We start from the raw sequence: 16,751 nt of genomic DNA on the forward strand, positions 1-16,751 counted from the left end.
GAGCCGGACCACATCCTCTCCCACAGAGCGTAGTGCTCACTACGGTTCGGACACCAGGAGATCTGCGATGACCACTCCCCCGCGCGGCCGTGTCGCCGGTCGTGTCGCCGTGCTCGGCGCCGGCCCGGCCGGCATGGCCGCCGCCCTCGGCGCGATCGGTGCCGGCCACGACGTCGTCGTGTACGAGCGCTACCGCGAGGCCCGGCCGGCCGGGAACATCCTCAACCTGTGGCCACCGCCGCTGAAGGCGCTGCGCGCGCTCGGCGTCGACACCGAGGATCTCGGCGCCCCCACCGACTCGGAGTTCCGCAACCTCCGCGGGCGGGTGCGGGTCCGGGTGAAGCTCGACGAGGACGTCAAGCGCGAGTACGGCGGCGGCTTCATCGGACTGCTGCGGCCCGAGCTCTACGAGCGGATGCTCGCCGCCATCCCGCCGGGCACCATCCGCTTCGGCGTACAGGTCGAGCGGATCGAGCAGGACGACCGCGCGGTCACGCTGCACTTCGCCGACGGCAGCACCGCCGAGCACGACGTCCTCGTCGGCGCCGACGGCATCGACTCCCTGGTGCGCCGGACCCTCTGGGGCGACGCGCCCAAGCGCGAGCACCGGCTGCACATCTTCGGCGGGTTCACCTTCGCCGACGTCCCCGGGACAGAGCCCAACCGGTGCGTCCTCACCCACAGCGCGACGGTCCAGGGTTCCTGGACGTCGATCCGCAACCGGGGGCGCGACGGCCACCAGTGGTGGGTGCTCACCGCCACCGACCCCGACGCCCCCGCGCCGGCCGACCTGAAGGCCGCCGCCACCGCGCTCGCCGCGGGGTTCCCGGCGCCGCTGCCGGGCCTGATCGCGGCCACCGACCCCGGGGACGTGCAGCGCTGGGTGCTGCGCGACCGCCCCGCGCTGCGGCAGTGGTCGAGGGGGCGCGCCACCCTCGTCGGCGACGCCGCGCACCCGACGTCGCCGTACGCGGCCTACGGGGCCGGCATGTCGATCGAGGACGGCTACTTCCTCGGCCGGGCGCTCACCGGCGTCGACCTTCCCGACGCCGCCGCCGTCTCCCGGGCCCTGCAGTCCTACGAGGACCCGCGCAAGCCGCACACCGCCCGCCAGGTCCAGCAGGCCTACCTGCTGGGCAAGGTCTTCCACCACGCGCCGGCACCGCTGCGGCCGCTGCGCGACCTGGTCTTCGACCACACGCCGTTCCTGCAGAAGGTCGCCGGCGACAGCAACCCGCGCGAGATCAACCGGCAGCTCGCGCTGATGACCGACTGAGCGCGCCGGTCAGGCGCCCGCGGCCAGCCGCCGGCCCATCTGCTCGTGGACGGTCTGGATCGCCTGCAGGGGACGCACCATCACCCGGAACTCCACGATCCGCCCGGCCTCGTCGCAGCGGACGATGTCGACGCCGTTGACGTACTTGCCCTCGACGCTCGTCTCGAACTCCAGGACCGCGGTGTCCCCGGCGAGGACCTCCTTCGTGTACCGGAACGCCCCGCCCGGGCCGTCGGCGGTGGCGTCGCCGGCCAGGGCGACGGCCGCGGCGGCGAGGTACCGCGCGGTGACCTCCCTGCCGCGCTGCGGGGTGAAGACGACCGGTGAGTAGAAGACGACGTCGTCGGCGAGCAGGTCGTCGAGGGCGGCCGGGTCCCCGCCCTCCATGTACCGGTGCCAGCGGGCGATGACGTCGTCGATCACGGGGTTCCTCCTCGTCGGCTGCGCAGGCCCCGATCGTGCACCCCCGCGGCCGTCGCGCGGAGGACGTCGACGCTGAGCGCGGCGCCGACCGCCGCGACGAGCCCGGCGAGGAGGAAGGGCACGAGGAACGAGCCCGACGTCTCGGCGAGCAGTCCGCCCAGCGGCGGCCCGCACAGCTGCGCCAGGCCGAAGGCCAGCGTGCAGCGCCCGAAGGCCCCGGCGAACTCGCGCGGGGTCAGGGAGTCCGAGAGGTGGGCGGCGATGACGGCCGGCAGGCCGGACATCATCAGGCCGAAGCCCAGCGCCGACACCGTCGCCAGGGGCTCGACGCCCAGCGGCACGAGCAGGATGGCCGCCGCCATGGCCAGGTAGCCGCCGACCAGCGTGGGCCCGCGCCCCCACCGGTCCGACAGCGGCCCGAGCACGACCCCGCCCGCGACCAGGCCGATGCCGACCAGCGTGTAGACCGCCGAGGCGTGACCGGGCGAGAAGCCCGCGTCGTCCTCCAGCGCGGTCACCAGGTAGCTGGTGTAGACGGAGTAGGCCAGGCCGTAGGCGGCGTAGCCGCCGGTCAGGCCGATCCAGCCGGGCACCCGCCGCAGGGCGCCGGCGCGCACCGGGACGTCGTCGTCGCGGTGCCGCGCCGGCCGCAGCAGGACCACGCACAGCACGAGCACGAGGACGGCGGCTCCCGTCTCCACGAGGTAGACCGTGCGCCAGGAGGCGTCGCCTCCCCAGGACCGCAGGGTCCAGGTCAGGGCGCTGGCGAGCACGATCCCCACGCCGATGCCCGACCCCGCGACGCCGATCGCCGCGCCGCGGCGCGAGGGGCGCACGACGGAGCCGGCCAGCCCGGGCGCCGGCACCCAGATGAACGCGCCGCCCACGCCGGTCAGCGTCAGCCCGACGGCCAGGCCCGCGGCGCCCTGCGCGCGGGTGAGCAGCCCCAGGCCGACCGCGCTGCAGGCCAGGCCCGCCTGGATGAGCAGCGCCGGGCGGGCACGGCGCGACAGCGCGCTGACCGCGACGGTCCCGGCGAGGTAGGCGAGCACGTTGGCCGTGGCGACCAGCCCCGCGACGGCGTAGGAGCCCAGCAGGTCGCGGTCGATCGCCGGCAGCAGCAGCGCGTAGGTGAAGCGGCCGAAGGCCTGGGCGACGGCGGAGGCGAGCGCCACCAGCAGGACCAGCACCCGCGGCCGCACCTGCACGATCCCAACCTCCGCCCGCGGGTGGCACCGCGCCGGAGCCGCCCGTCGCGCCGAGTCCACCACCTCGGCGTCCGCGGCGCCCCGTGTGCGACACCGACGGGTCGTCCGGCCAGCGGTCCCACCAGGTGGGTGGTGCCCGCGTCCACGCACGAGAACCGCACCACCGAACTGGTGCCGGAGCAGCTGGCCGGCCAGGGCGTGAGTCGCTTGCACCGCGACCACCTTTCGGCACCTGTCCGCCGTCGCCGACGTACCCCGGCCGGCCCTCACCGCAGCGTGGACGCCACCACCGCGTGCTCAGCGGCAGACCGGGGTGCTCTGTCGACCTGCTCTCCGTGGGCGATCATGCCTGCTGGGCGGCCGCGCCGATCGCGGCGTGCAGGTCCCGTAGCGCCTGCTGCACGTCTCTGGCGGGCCGTGGGAGGGCGGCCTCGACAGTGGCCAGCGCGGACAGGAAGTCCCGGCCTGCCGTGGTGTGAGCGCGCCGGCCTGCGTCGGTGAGCGTGATGCGGTAGGACCGGCGGTCCTCCGGGTGTGGAACCTGCCGGACGTGCCCGCGCGCGACCAGCCGCTTGACGTGGCTGGAGACCGTGGTTGCCGGGGCGGACATCCACCGGGCGAGTTCGCCTGGGCTGATCTCGCCGGCCTGGCGCAGTACGGAGTAGACGGCGAAGTCCTCGGCGTCCAGATCGGTGCCTGCCAGCGCGCCGTCCAGCAGCGCGATGGCGGCGCGGGCCGTGAGCCAGGTGTCGAAGAGCACGTTCGACAGATCGTCGTCCTTGACAGAGCTGCTGCGACTTCGCACTATCTCCTCCAGAGAAGTATTGCGAGATCGTAGCATCGGAGGTCGTGGTGGAGGCGTGGCGCGCGATGGGTCGGGGCCGGGTGGTCCTGGCTGTCTGGGTCCTCTACGGGATCAGCGCACTGGCCATGTTCGGCTGGCCCGGCCTGACCGGCGCGGTCTCCCGGGCCTGCCACGGGCGGAGTGCCCTGGATGTACGCAGCCACTGGACCGCCGCGGATGCACGCGACCTGGTCGCCGCCTGCGGTACCGAGGGACGGGCGGCCTATCTCCGACTGGAACTGCTCGACCTCGTGTACCCGCTGCTCTGCGGCCTGGCCCTGCTGCTCGTGTCGTCCCTGGTGATCCGGCGCCTGCCGGGCCGGAGGTGGCGCCTCCTGCTGATCCCCGCGATCGCGATGACCGTGCTCGACTACGGCGAGAACGCGGTCGTCTGGAACATCCTGTCGACGTGGCCCGCCGTCGCGGACCTGCCCGCACACCTCGGAGGCGCCGCCACCGTGGCGAAGCGCGCCGCGGGTCTCGTGGCCTACCTCGCCGTTCCGCTCCTCCTCCTCGCCGTCGGCCTCGACCGGCTCCGGATCCCGGCCCGGACTCGGGCTGGGACTGCGGACTCCTCCCGGTGAGGGCTCCGACAGAGCCGATCGAGGTCTCGTCCGTCTCCGGCCGGTCGCGACGGGAGAGCAGACACCCGGTCAGGCCGCTCCCGCGGCCGGCGGTGCCGGGAGGGGCGCGGCGACCGCGGCCGCCGGTGGGCTGCGCCGGGCCAGGACGGCGACGCAGACGACGCCGGCCGCGACGAAGAAGGCGATGGTCAGGGCGATGCCGTGCCGGAACACGGTGAGCGGATCGGGGCCGGGGACCGCCAGCGCCGCGACGAGCGCGGCCACGCCCAGCACCGTGCCGACCTGCCGGGCCGTGTTCAGGATCCCGCTGCCGGTGCCCAGGCTCGCCATCGGCAGGCCGGCGCTCCCGGCTCCCAACAGCGAGGGGATGGCCAGCCCCACCCCGGCCCCGCCGAGCAGCTGCGCCGGGAGCAGGTGCGTGGCGTAGGCCGGCTCGGTCTGGAGGAGCACCAGCCACAGCACCTGGGCGAGGGCCCCGACCCCGCAGCCCAGGGCGGCGACCCGCCCGACCCCGCCCAGCAGCGGGATCAGCCGGGGCGCGACGAGCCGCGCGAACGGCAGCACCATCAGCGGCCCCGGCGCGATGGCCAGCCCCGCCTCCAGCGGCGTGAAGCGCCAGACCCCGGTGAGGAACTCGACGGTGTTGAGGAGGAAGGCGCCGAAGGCCGCGTAGTACAGCACCGACGCCGCGCCGGCCCCGGAGAACGCCCGCGACCGGAACAGGGCCGGCTCCAGGACCGGCGCCGGGTGACGGCGCGAGCGCACCACGACCGCTGCCGCGCACAGGACCGACGCCAGCAGCAGGCCCAGGACCGCACCCGAGGCCCAGCCCCGGTCCGCCGCCTCGACCAGCGCCCCGGCCACCAGGCCGACGGCCAGCGCGAGGAACAGCGCGCCGAGCAGGTCGGGGCGGCTCCCCCGCGCCTCGTCGCGGCTCTCGGGCACCAGGCGCACGGTGAGCAGGATCGCCACGACCCCCACCGGCAGGTTCACCCAGAAGACCCAGCGCCAGCCGATCTCGACCAGGGCACCGCCGATCACCGGCCCCAGGGCCGCACCCAGCGCGCCGAGCGCCGACCAGGACCCGAGCGCGCGGGCGCGCCGGTCCTGCGGGACCACGGCCAGCAGGAGCGACAGCGACGCGGGGACCATGACGCCGGCCCCGACCGCCTGCACCGTCCTGGCCGCGACCAGCCAGCCCACCCCCGGCGCCAGGCCGCAGAGCAGCGACCCGGCCGTGAAGACGGCCAGCCCCGCGACGAGGGCGCGCCGGCGCCCGACCCGGTCGGCCCACCGGCCGGCGGGGACCAGCACCGCCGCGAAGACGATCGTGTACGCGTTGAGCACCCACGACAGCGAGCTCAGGTCCGCCTCGGGGTACTCCTCCCCGATCGAGGGGAACGCGAGGTTGACGATGAACAGGTCGAGGCTCGACATGAACACCGCGATGGCCAGGACCGCCACGACGGCCGCCGTCCTCCCGCCCGGCTCGGGCCCGGTGACGGCGGACGCGGACGACCTCGTGCCTGGTGCCATGGACGGGCCTCCGCAGTCGGTTTGGAATCCGGACGCACAGTAGCCCGGCCGCGGTGGGTCCGTCCAGATGTCGAACTCACTGCCGCCGGCTCGCGGAGGCCAGGCGCGCCGGCGCTCCTCCCGGTGTCGATCGGCTTCGCCCAGGTCGGCGTCCCGGGGCGGGACTGCTGTCCCTGGGACGGTGCCGGCGGCACGATGGCGGCGTCCCTGGCTCGTCGGACCCCGACGGCTGGAGGAGGAGCGACCCGCCACGACCGGGCGCCAGGAGGCGACATGACGCAGGCTCCGACCCCACCGGGTGACGTGATGCCGGCCGCGTTCTTCGGACACGGCAACCCGATGAACGCCCTCGAGGTCAACCGCTACACCTCGGCGTGGCGGGCGTTCGGCCAGGCGGTGCCCCGGCCGCGCGCCATCCTCGTGATCAGCGCGCACTGGTACACCAACGCCACCGCCGTGACCGCGATGCCGCGGCCCCGGACCATCCACGACTTCTACGGCTTCCCCCGGCCCCTGTTCGACGTGCAGTACCCCGCCCCCGGTCTGCCCGCGCTCGCCGACGAGGTCAGCGACGTGGTGCACCCGACCTGGGTCGGCGCCGACGTCGACAGCTGGGGGATCGACCACGGCACCTGGTCGGTGCTCGTGCACGCCTTCCCCGACGCCTCCATCCCCGTCGTGCAGCTGTCGATCAACGCCTTCAAGGACTTCGACCACCACCTGGAGCTGGGCCGCAGGCTGGCGCCGCTGCGCGAGCGCGGGGTGCTGATCGTGGCCAGCGGCAACGTCGTGCACAACCTGCGCGGGATGGACTGGGAGCTCACCGACCACGGCTACGACTGGGCGCACCGTTTCGACCAGGACGCCAAGGAGCGGATGCTCACCGACCCCACCGAGTTCGCCACGCTCGACGCGCACGCCGACTACCGCAACGCCGTCCCCACCCCCGACCACTTCATCCCCGCCCTGTACCTGGCCGGTCTGGCCGGTGCCGCCGAGAACGACTCCACCGACGTGCTCGTCGACGGCTACGCCTACGGGTCGCTGTCGATGACGGCGTACACCCTCGGTCTCACGTGCCCGGTCGGCACCGCCGGCGGCGGCGCTCCGCAGCCACCGGCCGGCACCCCGCCGGACGGCTCGAACATCTGACGGGTGCGGACGGTGGGCCGCGGACCCTCTCGGAGCTCGTTGCCGGCGGTCGGCAACTCCGGTGCGCCGCACTCGGCCGATCGGCCCCGTGGCGGGATGCCGCCGGCAAGCGGGATGGTCGAGGCGACCACAGGAGGTGCAGGGTGCGGAACGACCAGGAACAGCGGGTCTGGGACGACGTCCAGCGGTTCTGGGCGGAGACCGCCGAGGAGACCGCCGCCGAGCGACGGGCCGCGGCCTACGTGCGGGCACGCGCCCGGCGTGCGCAGGGGGACGCGCCCGGCTGGGTGGCCGCGAGTGCCTGGATCGCGATCTTCCTGGTGCTGTTCGGCGCGACGGTCGCCGGGCTGGCCCTCGGCGCCGCCACCGTCCTCGGCTGGGCGCTGTGGCGCTACTGGCCGGAGCTCACCGGTCAGGCTCCCCCCGCCGAGCGCCCGTCGTCGACGGGGAGCGTGCAGTGGGCGACGTCCCGGCAGCGGAGCGTGCCGCTCCGGGACGGCGAGTGGTGAGCATCGGCCTCCGGTGCCCGTCCCCGGCAACCGGGCGCTCCTGAGCCCTCCCGCACGGCGGCCCGACGGCGGCCGGCCGGGCTCAGCGGCACACCCGACGGGAGCGCCACGCCGGCGAGTGGCGCGTCCGCGTCCCCCGGCGCGCTCCGGTCCGCGGGCCGCGCGGCCGCGCCGGCTCGCCTCCGGCCGGATCGACGGCGACCCGGCCGGCCAGCCCCGTCAGCTGCAGCGGACGCAGCACGGCGCGGCGTCCACCGGTGCGGACGACCAGCCGGGCGCCCCGTGTCCGGCAGCGGCGGTCGGCCTCGGCCAGCGCCGCGACGCCGGCGCCGGCGCCGCCGAGGAACGTCACCTGCCCGAGGAACACGACGAGCTCTCGGACACCGGTCCGGCCCGCCTGCGACTGCAGGCAGGCGTCCAGCACCGGGGCGGTGCAGGCGTCCACCTCGCCGACGACCTCGACGACCACGCGGCCGGGGCGGGGGTCGGGAACGGCGGTGACCGACAGCAGGTGCTCCGGCCCGGGATCGGACCGGAGACGGGAGGTGTGCGGCACGGGGAGCTCCAGGGGAGGGAGGAACCCGTCCGTCGACGGACGGGAGCACGGGTTCAGCGCAGCGGGTCGAAGGGGGCCAGCTCGGGCGGGACCTCCCGCTCGAGCACGGCCCGGGCGATCAGCTGCCCGCTGACCGGGCCGAGCGCGATGCCCCACATGCCGTGGCCGCCGGCGACGAACACCCGGGGGGAGGCGGTGGGCCCCAGCAGCGGCAGCCCGTCGGGGGTGCAGGGGCGGGAGCCGACCCACTCGTCGTGGCGGTCGTCGAGGTCCACCCCGTCCAGGAACGGCCGGACGGCCTCGACGATCGCGGTGACGCGGCGGGGGTCGAGCGGGTCGCCGGGGCGGCGGAACTCCATCATCCCGGCCACCCGCAGGCGCTCGCCCAGCGGCGTGAGCGCCACCCGCTGGGTGGGGAGGTAGAGCGGGCCCCGGGGCATGCGCCGCACCGGCACGCTGAAGCTGTAGCCGCGGCCGGCCTGCACCGGGCGTCGCACCCCGAACCGCTTCGCCAGCCGGCCGAGCTCGGCGCCGGTCGCCAGCACGGCGGCGTCGTGGTGCGACCGCTCGCCGTCGGCGGTCACGACGGTGACCCCGCCGGCGCGCAGCCGCAGGTCGACCACGTCGGCGGCCTGCGCGACCCGGCCGCCGCGGGCCTGCACCGCGGCGGCGAGGCCGGCGAGGAACGCCGGCGGGTGCAGGTACCTCTGGCCGGAGATGTGCACCGCGGCGCCCACCCGGTCGGTCACCGTCGGCTCCATCGCGCGCACCTGCTGACCGGTCAGCAGGTGGGAGCCCGCTGTCTGCCCGGCGTCGCGGACGTGCCCGAGCTCGGCGCACATCCGCTCGGCCTCGCGTGCGGTCCGGAAGCAGGCCAGGAACGGCTCCGCCCGCTGGGTGGGGACCGGCACCCCGCCGGCGGCGAGGGCGTCGAACGCCTCCAGCGCCCGCGCGTTGAGCGGCACGAGGGCGGCCATGCCGCGCCGCCACGCCCGCGCGGTGCTGTGCGCGACGAACCCGGCGAGGAACCGGGCCAGCGTCGGATCGGCACGCAGGGGCAGGTACACCGGCGAGCGGGGGCTGAGCACCGCCCGCAGCCCGTAGCGCAGCACCGCCGGCTCGGGCAGCGGCGCGGTCAGCGCCGGCGTCAGCCAGCCGGCGTTGCCCCACGAGGCACCCGCGGCCACGCCGTCGCGGTCGTAGACGGTGACCTGGACGCCGGCCTCCTGGAGGAACCAGGCGCACGACAGCCCGACCATGCCGGCGCCGACGACGGCCACCTGCCGCGGTGCACCGGCGACGGACGCCGGCCCGGATCCGGAGCCCTCGACGGCCATGCCCCCTCCTCCCCCCACGGCCGCAGCCGCGGAACGGATCGGCCGCTCAGCGCGCCGACGCCTGACAGGTGACGCAGCCGGCCGCGAACGGCCGCAACTCCAGCCGCTCGGCGGGGATGTCGACGCCGCAGTGCACGCACACCCCGTAGGTGCCCTCGGCGATCCGGTCCAGCGCCGCGTCGATCTCGTCGACGACCAGGAGCAGGGCGGCCGCACGCCGCATCGCCACCGGGTCCGGCACCGACGTGGCCGCCTCGGCGAGGGCGAGCTCCCGCTGGCGGACGCAGTCGGCGCGCTGCTGCTCGAGCAGGGCCCGGAACGCGTCCCACGTCGTCGCGGGACCCGCAGGGGTCGCGGCCGGCGAGGGGATGGTGACGGACATGGTGCACTCCTCCGGGAACGCAGGGACCCTGCTCACCGGTCGGTGAGACGTCCCCGCAGGTCGGTCGGCTCGGTCGTGGGTCAGCGCCTCCGCGGCAGCACCCCGCCGGTCATCGGCGAGGGCGCGGACGTGCCGCGACCGGCACGGGGAGGCGCATCCCGCTCACCGCCACCCTGTCCGTCCCGCCAGGGCCCGGACAGGTCGGCCACCGGCGAACCGGGACCGGGTTCCCCTGCCGACGACCGGCAAGAGCGGGGACGGGGGCCCGGGAGGGCGAGCGGCGTTCCCCCGTCAGTGCTCACCCGGCGCGGCAGACGCAGCCCCGGTCGAGCGCCCCGGCCAGGGTGGCCCGGCAGAAGCGCAGCGCGATCGCGTCGTGGTCGTCGACTCGGTGCGGGCACACGCCGCACGCCGGGTCGTCCACGGACGGAGCGGTGGCCCCCGCCGGCCGTTCCGGTCGGCCGGGGCGGGCAGCGGTCGTCGTCGGGACGGGCACGGGCCCTCCTCGGGCTGGTCGGGGCAGGAGTCGCGGGTGGTCCGGACGGGTGGGGTGAGTGCGTCACCAGTTGGCCGGCGGATCGCTGGCGGGGAAGGACTGCAGCCCCCACTCCTCGACGACGTCGACCGACCGGCGGTCCGGTGCGGCCGCGCGGGGCGCGGGCCCGTCGCCGGGGACGGCCGGGAGGTCCACCACCACGAGGGGCGGCGCCGGTACGGGTCTCTGGAGGAGCGTGATCTGCACGTCGGTCTCCCTCTCACTGGTCGGGCATCCACTCCGGATGCACCTCCCAGGGTGCTCGGGGTCGTCGACGCCGCCCACGGCTCCGCCCGGCCGATCCGGAGGCGTGGTGGCTGCCGGTGCCCGGCAACCGGCCGCCGCACGACTCGTCCTGCGGAGGGCGTCGAGAAGCCGGCGTCCCCGGCGCACCGTCAGGGCTCGAGGAACCCGACAGCGGAGAGGACGACGCGATGACCACCCTGGCCCACCGTGCCCCGACGGCCATCCCCCGAGCAGGCGCAGCGCCCGGGGAGCGGGAGGCTGCACGCGGCGGCCCGGCTCCTGCCCGGGCACCCGAGCGCCGCGCCAGGACCGCCGCCGACCTGATGACCCGCTCCCCCGCGACGGTGCAGCAGAACGCCTCCCTGTGGACCGCCTGGGACCTGCTGCAGGCCACGGGCACCCGGCACCTGGTCGTGGTCGACGACCGCCGCCGCCCGGTCGGGGTGCTCGACGACCGCACGATCGCCCTCGAGTGGCCGCCGGGACCACTGGGCGCGCACCGCACGCCGGTGCACGCCCTGGTGCGCGGACGTACCCGGCCCCGGGTGCGCGGGGCCGACGACGCGGCGACGGTGGCCCGGACGATGCTCGGTGCGGGGGCCGACGCGGTGCCCGTGGTCGACCACGACGGGCGGCTGGCCGGCCTCGTCACCCTCTGGCACCTGGCGGGACTGGCCACGTCGGACGGGTGGGGAGGACCGCCGATGCGGTCCCCGGCCCGGTCGGGGGCCGAGCGGTGAGTGCGGTGGGCGCCACCGCGGTGGGCGTGGGCCTGGCCGCCCTGGTCGTCGGCGTGGCGCTGGGACTGGCCGTCCGGCGCCGTCCGGACCTCCGCGGACCCCGGCCCGCAGGACCCCGGCCCGCAGGACCCCGTCCCGTCCCGTCCCGGACTCCCCGGACCGCTCAGGGTTCGGGGGGCAGCGGCGTGGCGGGCCAGTCGAGCAGCCGGGCGCCCAGCACCGCCGCGTGCAGCGCGAATCGCTGGTCGGGCCGGGAGACGCGGTGTCCGGTCAGCTGGGCGACCCGTGCCAGGCGGTAGGTGACCGTGCGGACCGAGACGTGCAGCCCGCGGGCGGCCTCGGTGGCCACCTCCCCGGCGTCGAAGTACGCCTGCAGGGTCTCCAGCAGCACCTCCGCGCCGCCGCGCACCTGGTCCAGCGGCGTGAGCACGTCGCGCACCAGGTCGACGATGGCCGCCTGGTCACGGCCCAGCACCCGGTGGACGAGCAGGTCGCGGGAGTGGACGACGTCGGCGTCGAGGCCGAGCCGGTCGGCGACGGTGAGCGCCTCGAGGGCCTCCTCGTAGGAGCGGGCGACGCCGTAGGCGCCGGGGAAGGCGCGTCCGGCCGCCACACGCCAGCGGCCGGCGAGCCGGCGCCGCTCCAGTGCCTGCTGGAGCGCCGTGCCCACGTCGACGCCGTCGCGCGGGGCACCCGGGGCGGATCCGCCCGGGACGACGACGACCACGCGGCCGTCCTTGGTGGCCACCAGCACCTCCCGGTCGCCGAAGCGCTCGACCACCGCACGCTCCAGGGCGATCGCCACACGATCGACCGCGCCGCCGCCGTCGCGCGGTGCGACCAGCGCGACGTGGTGGGGCTTGCCCAGGTCGACGCCGAACGGCTCGGCGCGCTCCACCAGCGACGCGACGTCGGCGTCACCGCGCAGCAGGTCGTCGACGAACTCGGCCCGCTGCGCCTCCTCGCGGCGGATCATGTCCCGCCGCTCGGACTGGTGCCCGTCGACGAGCACGCCGACGGCGTCGTCGAGCACCCGCAGCACCGCCTCGGCGGCACGGCGGACCTTCTCCGGGTCCGAGGAGCGCGCCACCACCGGCAGCTGCCGCCACAGCCGCCAGGCCGCGGACAGGTAGAGGTCCACCGCCCGGCGGGCGCCGATCCCCTGCGCGGCCGCGCGGCGGCCCATCTCGTGGACGGCGTCGAGTTCCCAGGCGTCCGGGCGCCGACCGTTGATCGCGGCGTCGGCCAGCAGCGGCAGGTACTCGCCGAGCAGGTCCGCCGGCGCGTGGCAGGCCTTCGCCGCGGAGGCCGCGACCGGGGCCAGCCAGTCGTCGGAGGCCGACGGCGTCCCCGGCCGGCCGGGACGCGACCCGGGCCGGCTGGCGGTCATGTCCCCTCCTCACGTCGTTGCCGACGATCGGCAGGCCCAGTCTGCCCCAGCCGGCCGCGGCAGCCGGTGCGCGCCGTCGCCCTCGACGACCCCGGTGCCCGATCCGGCGGAGAAGTCCTGCCGGCCCGATGAGGCGGCCGGCCGTGGACGACGCGCGGCCGGACGTCAGACCCGCCCCTCGCTCCTCGCCCTGATCCCCTCGGCCTCCGCCGTCAGGTAGCGGTCGGTGAGGCCGCGGTAGAACCGCCCCATCACCCGGCCCACGGGCCCGGCCTGCTCCACCGCCAGCGTCACGCGCGTGCCGCCGGCGCCGAGCTCCTCGAGCAGGTGCCGGGCGGTGGTGCGGACGCCCGGGCCGGTGGCCACCCAGGTGAAGGAGCGGCCCGGCTCGAACTCGGTCACCACGTACTCGGTCGGGGGGATCCGGGGCTGCTCCACCCGGACCCGGGACCCGACGGCGAGCGGCCCGTCGTCGAGGCGGCGCACCGAGGTCACCGTCGGCGCCCACTCCGGCCACCGCTCGACCTCGCGCAGCACCTCCCAGACCCGCCCGACCGGGGCCGCGACGTCGATCCTCGTGCTCTGCTCCACCGGGTCATCCTGCTCCGGGCGGACCCGATGCGGTCAGCGCACGCCGTCGGGAGCGGGGGCCGAGCGGTCCCGGGTGTCCGCCCAGCTGGCGAGGAAGGTCAGCGCCTGCTCGGAGGCCGAGCCGGGCTCGGCGGTGTAGAGCAGCAGTGCCAGACCCGGGTCGGCGGGCAACTCCATCGTCTCGAACCGCAGGTCCAGGTCGCCGACGACGGGGTGGCGCAGCCGCTTGGTCCCGGTCAGGTGCAGGCGGACGTCGTGCCGCGCCCAGCGCGCCCGGAACGTCTCGCTGCGCGTGGACAGCTCGCCGATGAGGTCGGTGAGCACCTTGTCGAACGGGCTGCGGCCGACCTCGGTGCGCATGAGCGCGACGACGTCGTCGACCGCCCGGTCCCAGTCCGGGTAGAAGTCGGCGCCGCGCGGGTCCAGCAGCAGGAAGCGGGCGGCGTTGGTGCCGACCGGCGAGTCGAACAGCGGCGCGTACAGCGCGCGGCCGAGCCGGTTGGCCGCCAGGTAGTCCATGCGGGCGTTGCTGACCAGCGCGGGGGCGGTCATCGAGTCGAGGATGCGCTGCACCCCGGGGCGGATCTGCTGCGGCACCACCGGCCGACGGCCGCCGGCGCTCGCGTTGGCGGCCCGCGCCAGGTCGTAGAGGTGGGCGCGCTCGGCCTCGCTCAGCCGCAGCGCCCGTGCCAGCGACTCGAGCACGGCCTCGGACACCCCGCGCAGACCGCCCCGCTCGAGCCGGGAGTAGTACTCGACGCTGAGGCCGGCGAGCATCGCCAGCTCCTCGCGGCGCAGGCCGGGGACCCGCCGCAGCCCGCCGTGGACGGGCAGGCCCGCCTCGGCCGGCGTGATCCGGCCGCGGCGCGTGACGAGGAAGTCGCGCACCTCGGCGCGCAGCTGGTCGGCGTCCACGGATCCGACGGTAGGCCGGGCGCGACCCGGGTGGGGTGCCCTGTCAGTACACCCGACGACAGGTCCTGCCACGCCCGCGGGCGCAGGGGTTGTCTCGACGTCGTCCGCCTCCCCGCACACGACGGAGACCCCATGAACACCGCCGTCCAGGTCGTCATCGGCGCCGGCAGCATCGGGCAGGCCATCGCCCGCCGCACCGGCGCCGGCAAGCACGTGCTGCTCGCCGACTCCAACGAGACCAACCTGCAGAACGCCAAGACCGCGCTGGAGGACGCCGGCCACACCGTGACCACCCAGGTGGTCGACGTGTCCGACGCCGCGTCGGTGCGGGCCCTGGCGCGGACCGCCGCCGGTCTCGGCGACGTCGTCCAGGTGATCAGTACCGCCGGCGTCTCCCCGGTGCAGGCCCCGGCCGAGGCGGTGCTGGCCGTCGACCTCTACGGCACCGCCGTCGTCCTGGAGGAGTTCGGCGAGGTCATCGCCCCCGGCGGCGCCGGCGTGCACGTCTCCAGCATGGCCGGCCACATGCCCCCGCCGCTGGACCCCGAGACCGCGCACGCCCTCGCCTCCACCCCGGTCGAGGAGCTGCTCGCGCTGCCGGTCCTCGCACCCGACGCGGTGCCGGACTCCGGCGCCGCCTACGCCATCTCCAAGCAGGCGAACCACCTGCGCGTGCAGGCCGCCGCCGTGACCTGGGGCGACCGCGGCGCCCGGGTCAACTGCCTCAGCCCCGGGATCATCCTCACCCCGCTCGCCCGCGACGAGATGTCCGGCCCGGGCGCCGAGGGCTACCGCAGGATGATCGAGGTATCCGCCGCCGGCCGGGTGGGCACCGCCGACGAGGTCGCCACCGCCGCCGCGTTCCTGCTGAGCCCCGACGCCGGGTTCATCACCGGCACCGACCTGCTCATCGACGGCGGCGTCATCGCCGCCCTGCGCGCCGGCCGCTGGCAGTTCGGCGTCTGATCCCCGGCCGACCCTGCCCACCCCCCCGCCGCCGCCACTCCAGGAGAAGGCTCCGCCCATGTCCCCGCAGATCCCCCAGGTCACCCTGGACAACGGCGTGCCGATGCCGATCATCGGCTTCGGCGTCTACCAGATCCCGCCCGAGCAGACCGAGCAGGCCGTCACCGACGCCCTCGCCGCCGGCTACCGCCACATCGACACCGCCGCCGCCTACGGCAACGAGGAGGCCGTCGGCCGCGCCCTCGCCGCCGGCGGCATCCCGCGCGACGAACTGTTCGTCACCACCAAGCTGTGGGTCTCCGACGCAGGCGAGAACGCCGCCCGCCGCGCGTTCGAGACGTCGCTGCAGCGCCTCGGCCTCGACCACCTCGACCTCTACCTGATCCACCAGCCGTTCGGCGACTACTACGGCTCCTGGCGCGCGATGGAGCGGCTCCAGCGCGAGGGCCTCGTCCGGGCCATCGGGGTGTCGAACTTCCACCCCGACCGGCTGGTGGACCTCATCGACCACAACGAGGTTCCCCCGGCCGTCAACCAGATCGAGACCCATCCCTTCTTCCAGCGCGCGGACTACCAGGAGCTCATGCGCGAACGGGGCGTGCAGATCGAGTCCTGGGGCCCCTTCGCCGAGGGCCGCAACGGCCTGTTCACCGACCCGACGCTCAGCGGGATCGGCGCCGCACACGGCCGGTCCGTCGCCCAGGTCGTCCTGCGCTGGCTGGTCCAGCGCGGCGTCGTCGTCATCCCCAAGTCCGTCCGGCCCGAGCGGATGCGCGAGAACATCGACGTCTTCGACTTCGCGCTGACCGACGACGAGATGGCCCGCATCGCGACCCTGGACACCGGCGCCTCGCTGTTCTTCGACCACCGCGACCCCGCCGTCGTCAGCCGGCTCGGCACCCACCGGCTCGGCTGACCGGCGCGGGGAAGGGCACGCTCGTCCCAGGACCGTCGACAACCCGACGGCGGCCGCCGGGGTGGCCGGGAAGCGGAGTCGGCCGTCTCCGCGTGACCCCGGCCGGGCGCCGGCCGGGAGCCTACGATCGGCGCGATGCCTCACCGCTCGCACGCCCAGGCCGCTCTCGGCCAGCAGCTGTACGCCGTGCTCGAGCAGTGCCGGAAGCCCGAGGTGCTGTGGGCCAAGCTCGCCACGGGCCACTACGACTGGCTCGGCGTGCGGCGCAACGGCAAGTACGTGCTGGGCCGGCCGCGGCTGTCCGCCGTCGTCCCGGAGGAGCCCGCTTCCCCACCGGACGACGCCCGGCAGCCGCATCGCATCGAGGCCCTGGGGCCGCTGCAGCGGGTCCCGCGGTGGGAGGCCTACGCCACGGCCGAGGAGGCCCGGGACACCTTCCGCCGTCTCGCGCAGGGGGATCCGATCACCCCGCTGCGGACCTCCGGTGTCTGGCGGGCGCGCCTGGTCCTCGACGGCCGGCCGGTCGAGGAGCGGCTGGTCGTCCGGCCGCTCCCCCGGCTGCTCTGAGCCGGCCGACGACGGTGCCCGCCACCCCGGCGGACAGGGTGGCGGGCACCGTCGTTGCTGAGGCCGTTGCTGAGGCGG

20 protein-coding genes are annotated in these 16,751 nt (G+C 75.9%); 8 read left to right on the forward strand and 12 right to left on the reverse strand.

What is annotated here, in order from left to right; all coding sequences use genetic code 11:
• Positions 1-67 precede the first annotated feature (67 nt).
• Positions 68-1,276 (forward strand): FAD-dependent oxidoreductase, encoded by a 1,209-nt coding sequence (locus tag FN207_RS13050; protein ID WP_142458923.1) that lies wholly within the window; start codon positions 68-70, stop codon positions 1,274-1,276.
• A 9-nt stretch (positions 1,277-1,285) separates the two neighbouring features.
• Here the strand turns inward: FN207_RS13050 and FN207_RS13055 are convergent, their stop codons facing one another.
• The 3 genes from FN207_RS13055 to FN207_RS13065 form a co-directional block, all read right to left on the reverse strand.
• Positions 1,286-1,699, reverse strand: a complete 414-nt coding sequence (locus tag FN207_RS13055; protein WP_142458924.1) for a nuclear transport factor 2 family protein — start codon at positions 1,697-1,699, stop codon at positions 1,286-1,288.
• A complete protein-coding gene (locus FN207_RS13060) occupies positions 1,696-2,907 on the reverse strand; it encodes an MFS transporter (protein ID WP_185938321.1) in 1,212 nt (403 codons plus the stop codon). The genes FN207_RS13055 and FN207_RS13060 overlap by 4 nt, the downstream gene beginning before the upstream one ends.
• Positions 2,908-3,250: 343 nt before the next feature.
• On the reverse strand, positions 3,251-3,712 hold the full coding sequence (locus FN207_RS13065; RefSeq protein WP_185938322.1) for a MarR family winged helix-turn-helix transcriptional regulator: 462 nt from the start codon (positions 3,710-3,712) through the stop codon (positions 3,251-3,253).
• Positions 3,713-3,756: 44 nt separating this feature from the next.
• Between FN207_RS13065 and FN207_RS13070 the strand changes: the two genes are divergently transcribed.
• Positions 3,757-4,335: a hypothetical protein gene (locus tag FN207_RS13070; protein ID WP_142458927.1), complete on the forward strand. Its 579-nt coding sequence runs from the start codon at positions 3,757-3,759 to the stop codon at positions 4,333-4,335.
• Between the two features lie 69 nt (positions 4,336-4,404).
• Here the strand turns inward: FN207_RS13070 and FN207_RS13075 are convergent, their stop codons facing one another.
• Positions 4,405-5,799, reverse strand: a complete 1,395-nt coding sequence (locus tag FN207_RS13075) for an MFS transporter (protein WP_185938323.1) — start codon at positions 5,797-5,799, stop codon at positions 4,405-4,407.
• A gap of 345 nt (positions 5,800-6,144) precedes the next feature.
• On the opposite strand from FN207_RS13075, the gene ygiD reads away from it, so the two are divergent.
• Positions 6,145-7,023 carry a 4,5-DOPA-extradiol-dioxygenase gene (ygiD, locus tag FN207_RS13080; protein ID WP_221888175.1) on the forward strand — a complete coding sequence of 293 codons (879 nt, stop codon included), beginning with the start codon at positions 6,145-6,147 and terminating at the stop codon, positions 7,021-7,023.
• A 143-nt stretch (positions 7,024-7,166) separates the two neighbouring features.
• Positions 7,167-7,532 (forward strand): hypothetical protein, encoded by a 366-nt coding sequence (locus FN207_RS13085; RefSeq protein ID WP_142458929.1) that lies wholly within the window; start codon positions 7,167-7,169, stop codon positions 7,530-7,532.
• A gap of 82 nt (positions 7,533-7,614) precedes the next feature.
• On the opposite strand, the gene FN207_RS13090 is transcribed toward FN207_RS13085, so the two are convergent.
• From FN207_RS13090 to FN207_RS13105, 5 genes are all read right to left on the reverse strand, one after another.
• Positions 7,615-8,088: an STAS domain-containing protein gene (locus tag FN207_RS13090; RefSeq protein WP_142458930.1), complete on the reverse strand. Its 474-nt coding sequence runs from the start codon at positions 8,086-8,088 to the stop codon at positions 7,615-7,617.
• A 53-nt stretch (positions 8,089-8,141) separates the two neighbouring features.
• Entirely contained in the window at positions 8,142-9,425 is a 1,284-nt protein-coding gene (locus FN207_RS13095) for an NAD(P)/FAD-dependent oxidoreductase (protein WP_142458931.1), read from the reverse strand.
• A gap of 46 nt (positions 9,426-9,471) precedes the next feature.
• Complete coding sequence (locus FN207_RS13100; protein ID WP_142458932.1) at positions 9,472-9,807, reverse strand: TraR/DksA family transcriptional regulator; 336 nt, start codon at positions 9,805-9,807, stop codon at positions 9,472-9,474.
• Between the two features lie 298 nt (positions 9,808-10,105).
• Positions 10,106-10,231 carry an RGCVC family protein gene (locus tag FN207_RS26680; protein WP_221888176.1) on the reverse strand — a complete coding sequence of 42 codons (126 nt, stop codon included), beginning with the start codon at positions 10,229-10,231 and terminating at the stop codon, positions 10,106-10,108.
• A 135-nt stretch (positions 10,232-10,366) separates the two neighbouring features.
• A complete protein-coding gene (locus FN207_RS13105) occupies positions 10,367-10,549 on the reverse strand; it encodes a hypothetical protein (protein WP_142458933.1) in 183 nt (60 codons plus the stop codon).
• Between the two features lie 362 nt (positions 10,550-10,911).
• Between FN207_RS13105 and FN207_RS13110 the strand changes: the two genes are divergently transcribed.
• Positions 10,912-11,328, forward strand: a complete 417-nt coding sequence (locus tag FN207_RS13110; RefSeq protein WP_185938324.1) for a CBS domain-containing protein — start codon at positions 10,912-10,914, stop codon at positions 11,326-11,328.
• A gap of 163 nt (positions 11,329-11,491) precedes the next feature.
• On the opposite strand, the gene FN207_RS13115 is transcribed toward FN207_RS13110, so the two are convergent.
• The 3 genes from FN207_RS13115 to FN207_RS13125 form a co-directional block, all read right to left on the reverse strand.
• Complete coding sequence (locus FN207_RS13115) at positions 11,492-12,718, reverse strand: PucR family transcriptional regulator (protein ID WP_142458935.1); 1,227 nt, start codon at positions 12,716-12,718, stop codon at positions 11,492-11,494.
• A gap of 165 nt (positions 12,719-12,883) precedes the next feature.
• Positions 12,884-13,309: an SRPBCC family protein gene (locus FN207_RS13120; RefSeq protein WP_142458936.1), complete on the reverse strand. Its 426-nt coding sequence runs from the start codon at positions 13,307-13,309 to the stop codon at positions 12,884-12,886.
• Between the two features lie 33 nt (positions 13,310-13,342).
• A complete protein-coding gene (locus FN207_RS13125) occupies positions 13,343-14,224 on the reverse strand; it encodes a helix-turn-helix domain-containing protein (protein WP_142458937.1) in 882 nt (293 codons plus the stop codon).
• 132 nt (positions 14,225-14,356) lie between these two features.
• On the opposite strand from FN207_RS13125, the gene FN207_RS13130 reads away from it, so the two are divergent.
• The 3 genes from FN207_RS13130 (at position 14,357) to FN207_RS13140 (ending at position 16,673) form a co-directional block, all read left to right on the forward strand.
• Positions 14,357-15,190 (forward strand): SDR family oxidoreductase, encoded by an 834-nt coding sequence (locus FN207_RS13130; RefSeq protein WP_142458938.1) that lies wholly within the window; start codon positions 14,357-14,359, stop codon positions 15,188-15,190.
• A 58-nt stretch (positions 15,191-15,248) separates the two neighbouring features.
• Entirely contained in the window at positions 15,249-16,106 is an 858-nt protein-coding gene (locus FN207_RS13135; RefSeq protein ID WP_221888177.1) for an aldo/keto reductase, read from the forward strand.
• Positions 16,107-16,241: 135 nt separating this feature from the next.
• Positions 16,242-16,673, forward strand: coding sequence for a hypothetical protein (locus FN207_RS13140; protein WP_142458939.1), 432 nt, complete (start codon positions 16,242-16,244; stop codon positions 16,671-16,673).
• Positions 16,674-16,751: the final 78 nt, after the last annotated feature.

This window comes from Geodermatophilus aquaeductus (genome assembly GCF_900182545.1).
GTDB lineage: Bacteria > Actinomycetota > Actinomycetes > Mycobacteriales > Geodermatophilaceae > Geodermatophilus > Geodermatophilus aquaeductus.

Bases quoted from the DNA above. Each gene is read 5' to 3' on its own strand.
- FN207_RS13050 (WP_142458923.1), top strand. From the start codon at position 68: ATGACCACTCCCCCGCGCGGCCGTGTCGCCGGTCGTGTCGCCGTGCTC.
- ygiD (WP_221888175.1), top strand. From the start codon at position 6,145: ATGACGCAGGCTCCGACCCCACCGGGTGACGTGATGCCGGCCGCGTTC.
- FN207_RS13095 (WP_142458931.1), bottom strand. From the start codon at position 9,425: ATGGCCGTCGAGGGCTCCGGATCCGGGCCGGCGTCCGTCGCCGGTGCA.
- FN207_RS13100 (WP_142458932.1), bottom strand. From the start codon at position 9,807: ATGTCCGTCACCATCCCCTCGCCGGCCGCGACCCCTGCGGGTCCCGCG.
- FN207_RS13110 (WP_185938324.1), top strand. From the start codon at position 10,912: ATGACCCGCTCCCCCGCGACGGTGCAGCAGAACGCCTCCCTGTGGACC.
- FN207_RS13115 (WP_142458935.1), bottom strand. From the start codon at position 12,718: ATGACCGCCAGCCGGCCCGGGTCGCGTCCCGGCCGGCCGGGGACGCCG.
- FN207_RS13130 (WP_142458938.1), top strand. From the start codon at position 14,357: ATGAACACCGCCGTCCAGGTCGTCATCGGCGCCGGCAGCATCGGGCAG.
- FN207_RS13135 (WP_221888177.1), top strand. From the start codon at position 15,249: ATGTCCCCGCAGATCCCCCAGGTCACCCTGGACAACGGCGTGCCGATG.
- FN207_RS13140 (WP_142458939.1), top strand. From the start codon at position 16,242: ATGCCTCACCGCTCGCACGCCCAGGCCGCTCTCGGCCAGCAGCTGTAC.